Below are 13,309 nucleotides of genomic sequence, written 5' to 3'. Positions count from 1 at the left end.
GTCCCGGCGGGGCGCGCTCAGGCGTAGTGCCGGGCGATCCGCCAGACGTTGTGGTCGCCCTCCCGGGCGAAGCTGAGCGAGTCGACGGCGCGCTGGATCAGCAGCAGACCGCGCCCGGACACCGCGTAGTCGTCCGGCTCCGGCGGTGCGAGGTCGACGTCCACCGCCACCCCGTCGTCCTCGAAGGTCGCCTCCAGCTCGTGATCGACCGCGCGCAGCTCGGCGACGGCGCGCACCGGCCCGCCGTCCGGACCGCGGGTGTGCCGCACGATGTTCGTCGCGATCTCCACCACGGCGGTCTCGAAGCGCATCCGGTCCACGTCCGGCACCTCGGGCACGGCGGCCCACAGCCGTTCCACGGCCTCGTGCAGGGCGTCGAGCAGCCCGGGCTCGGCCGAGCCGGTCACGCGCTGCTCGGCGCGCACCTCAGCCGGCGGCACCGAACGCGTCCTCGACGGTGGCGTGCGGCTGGAGCACCCGGTCCATCGTCGTCAGCTCGAGCACGGTGCGGATCTGCGGGCCCGCCTGCGCGATCCGCAGGTCGCCGCCGACGGCGCGGGTGGCCCGCAGCCCGCCCACCAGGGCGCCGAGCCCGCTGGAGTCCATGAACTCCACCCCGGCCAGGTCGACGACCACCAGGGTCCGTCCGGCCGCGATCGTGCCGTCCAGCAGGGCCTTGAGCTCGCCGGCGGCCGACATCGTCAGCCGCCCCTGCGGCCGGAGCACCACGGCCGACTCGCCGTGGTTCTCGGTCTCGACGTCCATTCACGCCTCCTTCGGGATCAGGGTGCCGTCGGCCCGCGGGCGGACCGCACTGGTGGCGGCGCTGAGCACCACGATCAGGTAGCCCGCCCAGCACAGGTGCACGACGGTCGGCGTCCAGGACCCGCCGTCGGCGGCGGCTCGGACCACGCCCACCAGCGCGGCGAGCACCAGCAGCACCATCGCGGTCACCTGCGGCCAGACCGCGCGCAGACCCTCGCGGGCGGGCCGTCCGGCGGTGGAGCGGATCGGGCGGTCCGACCAGGCGCTCGCGGTGCCGGTGACGGCCGCGTGCAGCCAGGTCGGGAACACGGCGATCGACAGCTGCTGGCCCCGCCAGTGCCGCAGTCCCCGCGCGGAGACCGCGAGCAGCGCCTGCGCCAGCACGGCGTAGCCGGCGAACCGCCAGCCGAGGTCGGCGTCGAGCACGTCGGGGTCGACGGCGGACACGCCGGTCAGCAGGAACACCGCCGGGACCAGCAGGTACACCAGCGCGGCGAAGCCGGCCAGGTACGCCCAGCCGGTGGCGAGGTACATCAGCCGCTGCCCGGCGGACAGGCCCGTGCCGGCGCGCTCGAGCAGCGCCTGCGCGGTGCCCTGCGCCCAGCGCAGCCGGTCGGCCATCGCCGCGCCGCCGTCCACCGGCGCCGCCGGCCGGGTCAGCTGCTCGTCGTGGTAGACCGTGCGCCAGCCGAGCGCGTGCAGCTGCATCGCGGTCGCGGCGTCCTCGGTGACCGGGCTGGTGGGCACCGGCAGCAGCGCCTGCGCCTCGTCGGAGCGGCCCACGTCGACCGCGCGCACCAGGGCCTGCACCGACTCGATCGCCCCCAGCGGGGACCACTCGCGGTCGGCCAGCCGGGTCAGCGCGGCCTCGTCGACGACGATCGCGTCCAGCTGCTCGTCGCGCTGGATCGGCAGGGCACCGAGCGCGCGCAGGTCCTCCTGCATCCGGGCGACGTCGTCGGCCACCACGGTGGCGGAGATCCGGTCGACCTCGCGCTGGAAGGCGAAGGTCACCTCGGTCACCGAGCCGCCGGCGGCGAGCGAGGACTGCGCGGTGGCGGCGGCCTGCTCGACCGTGCCCAGCACCGCGGCCTGCGCCGGGTCGGGGGTGCTCCGGCGGGCGTTCTCCAGCAGCCGGCGGGACGCGGCCAGCGCGTCGTGCACGCCCCGCTCGGTCTCCCGGACGTAGCCGACCAGGCCGAGCTGCATCAGGGCGTCCCGGCGCAGCAGCACGTCGGCGCCGTTCGCGAAGGCGGCGCCCCAGCCGGCCTTGCCCTCCTGCACCGGCCCGGGCAGCAGCGGGGAGAGCACGTCGAGCGGGTCGGCGGCGGCCGCGCCGGAGCCCGAGCGCGGCAGCTGCACCAGGGCCACCCGGTCGTCGGCGAGGTGACCGAGGGTGCGGTCCAGGATCGCCGGGTCGGGCACGCGGTCCGCCTCCAGGACCAGCAGCACCTCGCCCTCGGTCCGGAACAGCGCGTTGTTGAGGTTGCCGGCCTTCGCGTGCCGGGGACGGTCGGACCAGTCGGCGGAGCGCTGCACGTACTCGACCCCGGCGGCGGCCACCGCGGCGGCGAGCTCGGGCCGGGCGCCGTCGTCCAGCACCCAGGTGCGGTGCGGGTAGCGGATGTCGCGGGCGGCGGCCACGGTGCCCATCACCAGGTCGAGCGGCTCGTCGTGGGTGGTCACGAAGACGTCCACGGTGGTGCCCGGCACCGGGGCGGGGGCGTCGGTGCTCCGCCGCAGCCGGGACATCGTCAGCCCGAGCAGCCCGAGGGCGATCAGCGTGCTCGTCTCCGCCAGCGCCAGCGGCACGCCGATCCACCACCGGTCCCACGGGATCGTGGCCGACCAGCGCCAGACCAGGTAGACGGCGCCCGCCACGACGGTGAGCACGGCGAGCACCCGGAGCACCTGCTGTCTCATGCCTGCCTCGTGCCGCCCTTCGGATCTGCCGGACCGGTTCCGCAGCGGGTGCGCGACATGCTGCCCCCACCCGGTGACGGTAGCGGGCGCCGCAGACGTTGTCCCGATGAGCAGGTCCGGACGGGTGGGGGGTCGCGTCGGTCGCGCCCCGGGTCGTCCGGCCCCGTAGCCTGCACAGGAGAACAGGTCGGGGAGGTGGCGTGAGCGGCGTGGAGCAGGGCACGGCCGGGACCGGGGGCGTGCGACGGAGCAGGCGTCCCGGGCGCCACGACCTGCTGGTCCTCGCCGGCCTCGTGCCCCTGCTGGCGCTCGCCGCGGTGGCGGGCCGCGCCACCATCCTCGACGGCGGCGACGTGAGCCTGGTCTGGCCGGCCGCCGGGGTCTCGGTGCTGTGGCTGATCGCCCGGGCGCGTCGGCCGTGGCCCTGGCTCGACCTGGTGCTGATCGCCGCCGTGGTGGCCGTCGTCGCCGGGCTCACCGGGACCTCCTGGGGGCTGGTGACGATCGGCGCGGTGCCCGCGCTGGTGCAGGCCGTGGTGGCGACCGTGGTGATCGCCCGCCGGTGCCCCCGGGTGTGGGTGGCGCGCGGACGCCGGCAGATCACCCGCGTCGAGGAGCTGTGGTGGGTGCTGCTGGCCGGGGTGGCCGGCGCGGTGGCCTCGGCCCCGGTGCTCGCGATCGTGCTGCGGTGGTTCTGGGGCACCTGGGCGCTCGACGTGGTGCTGCTGTGGTGCGCGCGCAACACCGTCTCGGTGCTGACGATCTGCCTGCTCGGCTTCACGGTGGGGGACTGGTGGCGCCGCCGCCGCGAGGACCCGCCCGCGGATCCGCTGGACCGTGCGGGCCGGCGCGCCCGGGCGGCCGAGTACACCGCGGCGCTGGTGCTGGCCCCGGTGGTCTACGTGGCGTGGTTCCTCGGCTTCGGCGAGCTCGCGCTGGTGTTCCCGCTGATCGCGCTGACCGTCTGGGCCGGGTCGCGGCTGGCCACGCCCTTCGTCGTGCTGCACAACACCGCCATGGGCACCGCCACCCTGACGCTGACCCTCCAGGGCATCGGCCCGTTCCACTCGCTCGGCGACCCGGAGGCGCAGGTGGCCATCGCGCAGCTGTACGTCGGGCTGGTGTCCTTCCTCGGCATGGCGCTGGCGCTGGCCCGGGACGAGCGGGCGGTGCTCGACCGCGAGCTGCGTGCCGCGCGGGACCGGGCGCAGGCGCAGGCCGCCCTGCTCACCACGATCGTCGACACGATGTCCGAGGGGGTGCGGGTGGTGGACCGGGACGGGCACGTGCTGGTGCGCAACCCCGCGGCGACCCAGCTGCTGGTCGGGGTGCCCCGGCTGGACGGCCTGGCCACGCCCGGATTGCCGGCGGGTGGGGCGGACGGCGCCGACCTGATCGGGATCGCCCGGCTGGACGGGACCCCGCTCGCCGAGCACGAGCTGCCGTTCCGCCAGGCGCTCGCCGGGCGCGAGGTGCGGGACGTCGACCTGCTGGTCCGCACACCCGGATCGCCGGGCCCGCGGATCGTGTCCTTCTCCTCGGCGCGGCTGCCGGACGCCTCCGGCGGCGGCGCGGTGACCGTGCTGCGCGACGTGACCGCCGAGCGCGAGGAGCTGCGCCGGGCCGCGCAGATCCAGGCGAGCCTGCTGCCGACGGCGGTCCCGCGGGTGCCGGGCTACCAGCTCGCCGCGCGGTTCGTGCCGGCGGGATCGGTCAGCGGCGACTTCTACGACTGGGAGCCGGTGCCCGGCGGGGTGGTCGTCACCCTGGCGGACGTGATGGGCAAGGGTCCGGGCGCCGCGATCCTGGCCGCCACCACGCGCTCGGTGCTGCACGCCCGCGAGCCCGGCCCCGACGTCGTCGCGACGCTGGCCGCCACCGAGCGGGCCATGGAGCAGGACCTGGAGAACGCCGGGGCCTTCGTCACCATGTTCCGCGCGCACCTGGACGCCGGCAGCGGGGCGCTGACCTACGCCGACGCCGGCCACGGGCTGACCATGATCCTGCGCGCCGACGGCAGCAGCCTGCGGCTCAGCGCGAACGGTCTGCCGCTGGGGATCGCCCTGGGCCCCGAGCGTCGGGCCTCCGCCGAGCACCTGGCGCCGGGCGACCTGCTGCTCACGTTCAGCGACGGGGTGCTCGACGCGGTGGGCGGGTCGGTGGACGACCTGAGCCGGGTGGTGCACGCCGCCGGGGCGTCGCGGTCCGCGGAGAGCGCGGTCGACTCGGTGCTCGAGCTGGTGGAGGACGCCGGGGCGGCGCCGGACGACCTGACGGTGGTGGCGGTGCTGCGCGCGGGGTGATGCGCGGGCGGGGTGCGGCGGGCGGGCGTGGCGCGGGCTCAGCCCAGCGCGTCGCGCACGGGGACCAGGGCCTCGTCCAGCAGGGCGGGCAGCGCGGTACGGCCGGCGCCGGCCCGGGACCACGCCTCGACCGCCGCGATCAGCGCACCGGCCCACGCGGTGCCGGCCACCCGGGCGGTGAGCGGCAGGGCCCCGCGGGCGCGGGCGTGCTCGGCGATCACCTCGCCGACGTCGGCGGTGCGCCGGGCGGCGGCCAGCCGCAGCTCCGCGGCCAGACCCATGGCGTCGGCCTGGGTGAAGGCGAGGGCCACGTGCTCCGGCGGCAGCGCGGCGGCCAGGGCGCGCAGGGCGTGGTGGACCTCGGCGGCGGGCGTGGTCGGGTGGCCGGGTGCGGTCGGGTCGGCGGGGGCGGCGGCGCGCACGGCGGCGAGGTCGGTGCGCAGGGTGCGGACGCCCTCGTCGAAGGCCGCCCAGAGCAGGTCGCTCTTGGTCTCGAAGTAGTTGAAGAACGTCGAGCGGCTGACCCCGGCGCGCTGGGTCACATCGGCGACCGAGGTGGCGGCGAAGCCGCGCTCCAGGAACAGCTCGCCGGCGGCCTCCTCCAGCACGGCGCGGGAGGACGCGGGCGGGCGTCCGGCGCGGCGGGGGGTGGGCACGGTGGTCATCGTAGGCGGCGGGGGCGGGCCGGGCGCCGGGTCCGGGCGCGGGCCGGCGTGGTGGACCTCACGTCCTCCGGATGCCGTGGCCGGTCAGCACTCGCTCTATTGTTGGACGCAGTTCAACAACCGATCGACGAAGGTGGTCCCGTGCGACTCCCCACCGCCCGCGCGCTGGTCGCGGCCCCGGCCCTGCTCGCCGTCCTGGCGCTCGCGGCCTGCTCCGGCGGCTCCGACGGCTCCGGCGACGGAGCCGCCACGTCGGCCGAGGGCGGCACGCTGGTCTATGCCACCGGTGACGCCGAGCCGACCTGCCTGGACCCGCACGTCGGCGGCAACTACCCGCAGGCGCTGATCAGCACGCAGTACCTGGAGCCGCTGGTCGGCCGGGACGCCGACGGGACGATCCTGCCCTGGCTCGCGACCGCGTGGACCGTGAGCGACGACGGTCTGACCTGGGACTTCACCCTGGCCGACGGCATCACCTTCACCGACGGCACCCCCTTCGACGCCGCCGCGGTGGCCGCCAACGTGGCCCACGTGCAGGACCCCGACACCGGCTCCTCCACCGGCTACCTCGCGCTGGCCAAGGTCGCCTCCGTCGAGGTCGTGGACGCCACGCACGCCCGGTTCCACCTCAGCGCGCCGGACTCCGCGCTGCTCGAGTCGCTGAGCCAGCAGTGGGTCGCGATGGAGTCGCCCGCCGGCATCGAGCGCGGCACCGACGAGAACTGCGCCGCGCCGATCGGCACCGGCCCGTTCGTGGTGCAGGAGTGGGTGCCGCAGCAGCAGGTCGAGCTGGTGCGCAACGAGGACTACGCCACCGAGGCCCCCGAGGCCGAGCACGCCGGGCCGGCGCACCTGGAGCGGATCGTCTGGCGGTTCGTGCCGGACGCCGCCACCCGGTACGCCGCGCTGCGCTCCGGCGAGGTGCAGATGATCGACAACCCGCAGCCGGACACCATCGCGTCGGCGGACGGCACCGAGATCGTCGCGATCGACGCCCCGCGCCCCGGCTCGGTCAACCGGATCGAGCTCAACGCGAGCCAGCCGCCCTTCGACGACGTGCGGGTGCGCGAGGCCTTCGTGCGGTCGGCGGACCCGGAGCCCGGCATCGAGACGCTGTTCGCCGGCACCGCCACCCGCTCGTACTCCCCGCTGTCCAGCGTCGAGCCCACCGCGTACTCCGACCCCGACCTGTTCGGCACCGACGTCGACGCGGCGAACGCGCTGCTGGACGAGGCCGGCTGGACCGGGCGGGACTCCGCGGGCTACCGCACCCAGGACGGGCAGCGCCTGACCGTGCGGATGCCGGTGAGCACCAACCAGTCCGTCGCCGCCGAGCAGTCGCTCTTCGAGCAGATCCAGGCCAACACGAAGGCCGTCGGCTTCGACCTGGTGCTCACGCCGACCGACCTCAGCGCCTGGTACGCGGCCCTCGGCGCCCACGAGTACGAGGCCGTCTCCGCGCCCTACACGAAGGTCGGCCCGGACGTGCTGCGGATCCTCTACCACTCCGACGGCACGATCCCGGCGCCCAGCGGCTACTTCGCCAACCACGCCGGTGCGGTGGACCCCGCGCTGGACGCGCTGCTCGACCAGGCCTCCGCCAGCAGCGACGAGACCGAGCGCGCCGACCTGTACCGGCAGGCGCAGCAGATCGTGCTGGAGGGGTACTACATCCTTCCGCTGTACGACCAGCAGAACCACTTCCTGACCAGCGGGGTCGAGGGCGTGCGGACCCTGCACACCGTGTCGACGCCGACCTTCCTCGACGCGCGCCTGGCCTCCTGACGGTGGCGGCAGGGCGGCCGGGGCGGCCTGCGCTGCGGGGCTGGCCGCGACGCAGGCTGCGCGGCTGGCCGCGGTGGCCGCGGTGGCTGCTCGGGCGGATCGGGGCGGCGGCGCTGGTCGCGTGGATCGTGGCGACGGTGGTGTTCTTCGCGCTGCGTGCCGCCGGTGGCGACCCGACCGAGGCGATCCTCGGCGGACCCGGCTCGCAGGCCGGACCGGAGGCGGTCGCGGCGGCGCGGGCGCAGTACGGCCTGGACCGGCCGCTGGTCGTGCAGTACCTGGTGCAGATCTGGCGGGTGATCACCCTCGACCTCGGCGACTCCTACGCCCGGCGCACGCCGGTGGCCGAGCTGCTCGCCGAGCAGCTGCCCGGCACGTTGCTGCTCGCCGTGCTCGCCCTCGCCCTGGCGTGGGTGCTCGCGCTGGTCGTCGCGACCCTCGCCGTACGGGCACGCGGACCGGTCGGCCGGGCGTGCGCGGCGGCGCTGCGCGGTGTCGAGGTGGTGGCCGCGGTCGTGCCGCACTTCTGGCTGGGCGCGCTGCTGATCGTGGTGTTCTCCACCGGGCTCGGCTGGCTGCCCGCGACCTCCTCGGGCACCGACCCGGCGGGGCTGGTGCTGCCGACGATCACGCTGGCCGTGCCGGTCGCCGGGTTCCTCGGCCAGCTCATGCGCGACTCCCTGGAGGAGGCCACGGCGGCGCCCTTCGCCACCAGTGCCCGCGCCCGGGGTGCCGGACCGGTGCGCGTGCTGTGGCGGCACACCCTGCGGCACGCGGTGCTGCCGGCGGTGCAGCTGTCCGGGTGGGCGTTCGGATCGCTGCTCAGCGGGGCGGTGGTGGTCGAGACGCTGTTCGGGCGGCCGGGCCTGGGGCGGCTGCTGCTCGACGCGACCACCTCGCGGGACGTGCCGGTGGTGGTCGGCTCGGTCGTCGTGGTCGCGCTGGCGTACGTGCTGGTCGTGCTGCTGGCGGACGTGGCCGAGCGGGTGCTGGACCCGCGGGTCGGCAGGGATGCGCCGGGTGCCGGGTCGGGCGCGGACGCCCGGACGGTCGAGGTGGTGGCATGACCGCAGCCGTGCTGGACCACCCGCTCGCGCGCCGCACGCGCCGGGCGCTCGACGCGGCGCGCGGTCTCGGCGTCGGCGGGGTGCTCGCCGCCGCCTTCGTCGCGCTGATGGCCGTCGCCGTGATCCGCCCCGGGCTGCTGGCTCCCGGTGATCCCACCGCGATCGACCCGCGCGCCGCGTTCACCGGCCCCGGCGCCGCGCACTGGTTCGGCACCGACGAGTCCGGTCGCGACGTGCTGACCCGGGTGGTGCACGGTGCGGCACGCTCGCTCGGCATCGGTGCGGCCGCCACCGGCATCGGCGTCGGGATCGGGCTGGTGCTCGGGCTGGCCGCCGGTCTCGGCCCGCGCTGGCTGGACGCCGCCCTGAGCCGGGTGGTCGAGGTGCTGTTCGCGCTGCCCACCCTGGTGCTCGCCCTGCTGCTGGTCGCCGTGCGTGGCCCCGGCATCGGGCCCTCGGTGCTCGCCGTCGGGCTGGCCACCGCCCCGGGCTACGCGCGGATCCTGCGCGCCCGGGTGCGCTCGGTGGCCGCCTCCGGCTACGTCGAGGCCGCCCGGCTGGAGGGGCGCGGTCCCGCCGAGGTGCTGCTGCGGCACGTGCTGCCGAACACGCTGTGGCCGCTGGTCTCGGTCGCCACCCTCGGCATCGGTCAGGCGGTGGTCTGGGTGTGCGCGCTGAGCTTCCTCGGCCTCGGCGCGCTGCCGCCCTCGCCGGAGTGGGGGGCCATGCTCAACGCCGGTCGGGTGTACCTCGGCACGGCGTGGTGGATCACGGTGTTCCCCGGGCTCGCGATCACCGCCACCGCGGCGGCGCTCACCGTGCTCGGTCGGCGGATCGGGCAGGTGCGCGGATGAGCGGGTCGGGTGCGGGGCCGGTGCTGGACGTCGTCGGGTTGCGCGTGGCGTTCCCCGGCGGTGGCGCGGCACGTGGCGGCGGGGCGGGGCGGCGCGGCGAGCGCGAGGTGCTGCGCGGCATCGACCTGCGCGTCGACGCCGGGGAGTGCGTGGCGGTGGTCGGCGGCTCCGGCGCGGGCAAGTCGGTGCTGGCACGGGCGCTGGTCGGCCTCGCGGGGGAGAGCGGGCGCGTACGGGTGCACGCCGAACGGCACGACCTGCTCGGGCGGGACGTGCGGACCCTCGGCGAGCGCGGCTGGCGGGCGATGCGCGGCCGGGACGTCGGGCTGGTGCTCCAGGACGCTCTGCAGTCGCTCGACCCGCTGCGCACCGTCGGCGCGGAGGTCGGCGAGGCGCTGGCCGTCCGACGTCCGGGCGTCGCCCCGCTGAGCCGTGCCGAGCGGCACGCCCGGGTGCTCGCCGCGCTGGCCGACGCCGGGCTGCCCGACCCCGCGGTGCACGCCCGGCAGCGCTCCGGCGCGCTGTCCGGCGGGATGCGCCAGCGCGCGCTGATCGCCGCCGCCCTGGCCGCGGAGCCGCCGCTGCTGGTCGCCGACGAGCCCACCACCGCCCTGGACGCCACTGTCGCCGCGCGGGTGCTCGACCTGCTCGCCGGCCTGCGCGACCGCGGCACCGCGCTGGTGCTGATCTCCCACGACCTCGCCGCGGTGGCCCGGGTGGCGGACCGGGTGGTGGTGATCGACGACGGGCTCGTGGTGGAGCAGGGCGCCACCGCCCGGGTGCTGCGCGATCCGGCGCACCCGGTCACCCGCGCGCTGGTCGACGCCGCCCGGCTCGCCGACGGTCCCGGTGAGGTGCCGCCGCCGGGGGAGCCGGTGCTGGCCGCGCGCGGGCTGCGCCGGACGTTCCCGCTGCCCGGCGCGGGGCGGGTCGTCGCGGTGGACGAGGTGGACGTCGAGGTGCGCGCCGGGGAGGCCGTCGGGATCGTGGGGGAGTCCGGCTCGGGCAAGACCACGCTGTCCCGCCTGCTGCTCGCCGCCGACACCCCGGACGCCGGCACGGTCACCCTGGACGGGGCCCCGTGGAGCGACCTGCCCGAGCGCGCGCGCCGACCGCTGCGTCCCGCCGTGAGGTTCGTGCCGCAGGACCCGCTGGGCTCCTTCGACCCCCGGGCGAGCGTGCGCGACCTGCTCCGGCAGGCGCTGCGCACCGCGGGCCGGGGTGCGGGTGCGCGGGGCGACGGCGTGGGCGGTGGGTCGGGCGCGAGCGGCGGCGTGGGTGGCGGGTCGGCTCCGGAGGACCTGCTCGCGCCGGTGCACCTGCCGCTGGACCTGCTGGACCGGCGGCCCCGCACGCTGTCCGGCGGTCAGCGGCAGCGCGTCGCCATCGCACGGGCGCTCGCCGGGCGACCCCGGGTGCTCGTGCTGGACGAGCCGGTGTCCGCCCTGGACGTGCAGGTGCAGGCGGCCGTGCTCGACCTGCTCGTGGAGCTGCGCCGCACCCGCGGGCTGACCCTCGTGCTCGTCTCGCACGACCTGGGGGTGATCCGCCGGGTGTGCGACACGGTGCTCGTGATGAGCGCCGGCCGCGTGGTCGAGCGCGGTCCGGTGGCCGAGGTGTTCGCCGCCCCCGCGCACCCGGTCACCCGGGACCTCCTCGCCGCCCGCACCCTCGACCCCGCCTGACGCGCCGAGAGTGCACGAAAGCAGCCTTCGCGGCGCGTGAAGCAGGCATTCGTGCACTCTCGGTGGCTGCGGGCCGTGCGGGCGCGGGGCACGCGGGACCGTAGGGTCGGGCGGGTGACGTTCACGATCGAGACCCGGACCGCCGACCAGATCACCGCGGCGGAGCTGTACCCGCTGCTGCGGCTGCGCGTGGACGTGTTCGTGGTCGAGCAGGAGTGCCCGTACCCGGACCTGGACGGTCAGGACCTGCTGCCGGGCACCGTGCAGGTGTGGGCGCACGAGGACGGGGTGCTGCTGGGCGGGATCCGGGTGCTGCGCGCGGGATCGCCCCGCCCGGCGATCGGGCGGGTCGTGACGTCGGCGGCGGCGCGCGGGCGCGGGGTGGCGGCCGCGCTGATCGAGCACGGGATCACGCTGTGCGGCTCGGGGGTCACGATCGACCTGCACGCGCAGGCGCACCTGGAGCAGTGGTACGGGCGGTTCGGGTTCGTGCGCGACGGCGCGCCCTACGACGAGGACGGCATCCCGCACGTGCCGATGTCCCGCACGATCCCGGCCTGACCCCGCCCTGCTGATCCGGGCCGCACCAACCGCCCGGCGCGCCCCGCGTCCGCGCTGGTCACGCGATCGCGTCCAGCATGCGGAACGCCTGTCTCATCAGGCGAGTTTCCCGTCACCATGGTCGGCATCGGCCGGCGTCAAGCCCGGCCCCGCGCGAGACGGACCGCACCATGACGAGCACCGCCACCGGCCACCGCCGCTGCGACGCCGCCCCGGTGATGATGGTCATGCGCTCGCGGCGATGTCGCTGAGCGCGTCCTCCGCCCGGCAGCCGACGCGCTGACCCCGGACCGACGCCTCCGACCCCCCTGCCGCACCGACCGGCCCACCGCGCCGGCGCCGCAGGACCGACCTCGCCGCCTCACCCCGGCCCCGCCGCACGCCCTGAGCCTGCGGCCCGCGGACCTCGACCCCGGACCCCGGCCCTCCGCCGTACGGCCCGCGACGCCCGAGATCCCGCGCACCACCGGCCCACGCACCCGCTGCCCGCGCCTCTGCGCCCGGGCAGCACCGCCCGCGCACGGCCCCGCCGTGCCGCACCCCCGCACCCCGCAGCCCCGCCGTGCGACGCCCCCGCGCCGCCCGCCCCCGAGGAGAACCCGCATGTCCTGGAAGAAGATCGCCGTCCTGGCCGCCGCCCTGCCGGTGCTGGCCCTGACCGCGTGCTCCTCCGAGCAGCCCGCCGCCACCGCCCCGACCGCCGGTGGCTCGACCGTCGCCGCCGGCTCCGAGGCCGCGATCCCGGACGCCGTGGTCGACCCGCTGGACGTCGCCCTGGTCACCCGGATCACCACCGGCTCCTGGTACGAGACCTACGCCCGCGCCGTGCAGTCCCAGGTGGACGCCTTCGGCGGCAGCCTCCAGGTGTACGACTCGCAGAACGACCTCGCGAAGATGGCGTCGAACGTGGACACCGCGGTGAACTCCGGGGTGGACGTGCTGCTGATCAACAACGGCACCGCCGAGGCGCTGGACGGCCCGGTGCAGGACGCGCTGGACGCCGGGATCACCGTGGTCACCTACGACTCCGACCTGACGCTGGACGGGATCACCGCGATCAACCAGGACGACGCCGCGCTGGCGAACAACGGCCTGGACCAGATCGAGGCCGACTTCGACGGGGCCGCGGACTTCGTGGTGCTGACCGTCGCGGGCTACCCGCCGCTGGACCGTCGCTCGGAGGCCGTGGACGCGTTCCTGGCCGCCCACCCGGACAGCCACGAGGTCGCCACCGCGGGTGTCGTCTCCGGCAACTCGGCGCTGGACACCCAGGCGCAGGTGGAGGCGCTGCTCAAGCAGTACCCGGACCCGGGGCAGATCGACGCGATCTGGTCGCACTGGAACGAGTTCACCCGCGGGGCGTTCGCCGCGCTGGAGGCCGCGGGCCGCACCGACATCGCGGTCTACTCGGTGGACCTGACCGACCAGGAGCTGCCGTACTTCTGGAACCCGTCGGTGGACTTCGAGGCCGCGTCGGCGACCAACCCGGCGACGATCGGCCAGTCGCAGGTCCGCCTGGCGTACGAGAAGGTCGCCGGCGAGGACGTGGACGCCGACGTGCAGGTCTCCCCGGCGCTGGTGACGAAGGCCGACCTGCCGGCCGAGGCGATCACCTTCGACCAGCTCGCCGACGTGGTGCCCGCGTGGTCCGCGAACGCCGCCGAGTGGCCGGAGTGGATCACCGCGCTGGAGAACCGCTGA

General features: G+C 76.4%; 11 protein-coding genes. 7 read left to right on the top strand and 4 right to left on the bottom strand.

The genetic code is table 11. The features are described 5' to 3' along the window. Positions 1–17 precede the first annotated feature (17 nt). The 3 genes from ACZ5HG_RS14160 to ACZ5HG_RS14150 are packed head-to-tail and all read right to left on the bottom strand — an operon-like array spanning position 18 to position 2,688. Complete coding sequence (locus tag ACZ5HG_RS14160; RefSeq protein WP_464177366.1) at positions 18–440, bottom strand: ATP-binding protein; 423 nt, start codon at positions 438–440, stop codon at positions 18–20. Next, the gene (locus ACZ5HG_RS14155) at positions 427–765 is read right to left on the bottom strand and encodes an STAS domain-containing protein (protein WP_464177364.1); all 339 of its coding nucleotides are present in this window, start codon (positions 763–765) and stop codon (positions 427–429) included. The genes ACZ5HG_RS14160 and ACZ5HG_RS14155 overlap by 14 nt, the downstream gene beginning before the upstream one ends. Then, positions 766–2,688 carry a glycosyltransferase gene (locus tag ACZ5HG_RS14150; RefSeq protein WP_464177362.1) on the bottom strand — a complete coding sequence of 641 codons (1,923 nt, stop codon included), beginning with the start codon at positions 2,686–2,688 and terminating at the stop codon, positions 766–768. Positions 2,689–2,888: 200 nt separating this feature from the next. Between ACZ5HG_RS14150 and ACZ5HG_RS14145 the strand changes: the two genes are divergently transcribed. Beyond that, positions 2,889–4,991, top strand: a complete 2,103-nt coding sequence (locus tag ACZ5HG_RS14145) for a SpoIIE family protein phosphatase (protein WP_464177360.1) — start codon at positions 2,889–2,891, stop codon at positions 4,989–4,991. Positions 4,992–5,029: 38 nt separating this feature from the next. Here ACZ5HG_RS14145 and ACZ5HG_RS14140 read toward each other — a convergent pair whose 3' ends face one another. Continuing rightward, positions 5,030–5,647, bottom strand: a complete 618-nt coding sequence (locus ACZ5HG_RS14140; protein ID WP_464177357.1) for a TetR family transcriptional regulator — start codon at positions 5,645–5,647, stop codon at positions 5,030–5,032. Between the two features lie 150 nt (positions 5,648–5,797). On the opposite strand from ACZ5HG_RS14140, the gene ACZ5HG_RS14135 reads away from it, so the two are divergent. The 6 genes from ACZ5HG_RS14135 to ACZ5HG_RS14110 all read left to right on the top strand — a co-directional run bounded on the left by ACZ5HG_RS14135 (position 5,798) and on the right by ACZ5HG_RS14110 (position 13,309). Then, entirely contained in the window at positions 5,798–7,441 is a 1,644-nt protein-coding gene (locus ACZ5HG_RS14135; RefSeq protein ID WP_464177355.1) for an ABC transporter substrate-binding protein, read from the top strand. Between the two features lie 56 nt (positions 7,442–7,497). Beyond that, positions 7,498–8,508 carry an ABC transporter permease gene (locus tag ACZ5HG_RS14130; protein WP_464182167.1) on the top strand — a complete coding sequence of 337 codons (1,011 nt, stop codon included), beginning with the start codon at positions 7,498–7,500 and terminating at the stop codon, positions 8,506–8,508. After that, complete coding sequence (locus tag ACZ5HG_RS14125; RefSeq protein ID WP_464177353.1) at positions 8,505–9,362, top strand: ABC transporter permease; 858 nt, start codon at positions 8,505–8,507, stop codon at positions 9,360–9,362. The genes ACZ5HG_RS14130 and ACZ5HG_RS14125 overlap by 4 nt, the downstream gene beginning before the upstream one ends. Beyond that, positions 9,359–11,047, top strand: coding sequence for an ABC transporter ATP-binding protein (locus ACZ5HG_RS14120; RefSeq protein WP_464177351.1), 1,689 nt, complete (start codon positions 9,359–9,361; stop codon positions 11,045–11,047). The genes ACZ5HG_RS14125 and ACZ5HG_RS14120 overlap by 4 nt, the downstream gene beginning before the upstream one ends. Positions 11,048–11,161: 114 nt before the next feature. Beyond that, positions 11,162–11,608 (top strand): GNAT family N-acetyltransferase, encoded by a 447-nt coding sequence (locus tag ACZ5HG_RS14115; protein WP_464177349.1) that lies wholly within the window; start codon positions 11,162–11,164, stop codon positions 11,606–11,608. A 603-nt stretch (positions 11,609–12,211) separates the two neighbouring features. Further along, positions 12,212–13,309 carry a sugar ABC transporter substrate-binding protein gene (locus ACZ5HG_RS14110; protein WP_464177346.1) on the top strand — a complete coding sequence of 366 codons (1,098 nt, stop codon included), beginning with the start codon at positions 12,212–12,214 and terminating at the stop codon, positions 13,307–13,309.

The sequence above is a fragment of the Cellulomonas sp. GTC20042 genome (genome assembly GCF_055389595.1).
The sequence above is the reverse complement of the archived record's forward strand: the minus strand, read 5'-3'. Positions and strand labels throughout refer to the sequence as shown.

What these genes read in the sequence shown, in the direction of transcription:
- ACZ5HG_RS14155 (WP_464177364.1), bottom strand. Translation starts at nt 765, where the DNA reads ATGGACGTCGAGACCGAGAACCACGGCGAGTCGGCCGTGGTGCTCCGG.
- ACZ5HG_RS14150 (WP_464177362.1), bottom strand. Translation starts at nt 2,688, where the DNA reads ATGAGACAGCAGGTGCTCCGGGTGCTCGCCGTGCTCACCGTCGTGGCG.
- ACZ5HG_RS14125 (WP_464177353.1), top strand. Translation starts at nt 8,505, where the DNA reads ATGACCGCAGCCGTGCTGGACCACCCGCTCGCGCGCCGCACGCGCCGG.
- ACZ5HG_RS14120 (WP_464177351.1), top strand. Translation starts at nt 9,359, where the DNA reads ATGAGCGGGTCGGGTGCGGGGCCGGTGCTGGACGTCGTCGGGTTGCGC.
- ACZ5HG_RS14110 (WP_464177346.1), top strand. Translation starts at nt 12,212, where the DNA reads ATGTCCTGGAAGAAGATCGCCGTCCTGGCCGCCGCCCTGCCGGTGCTG.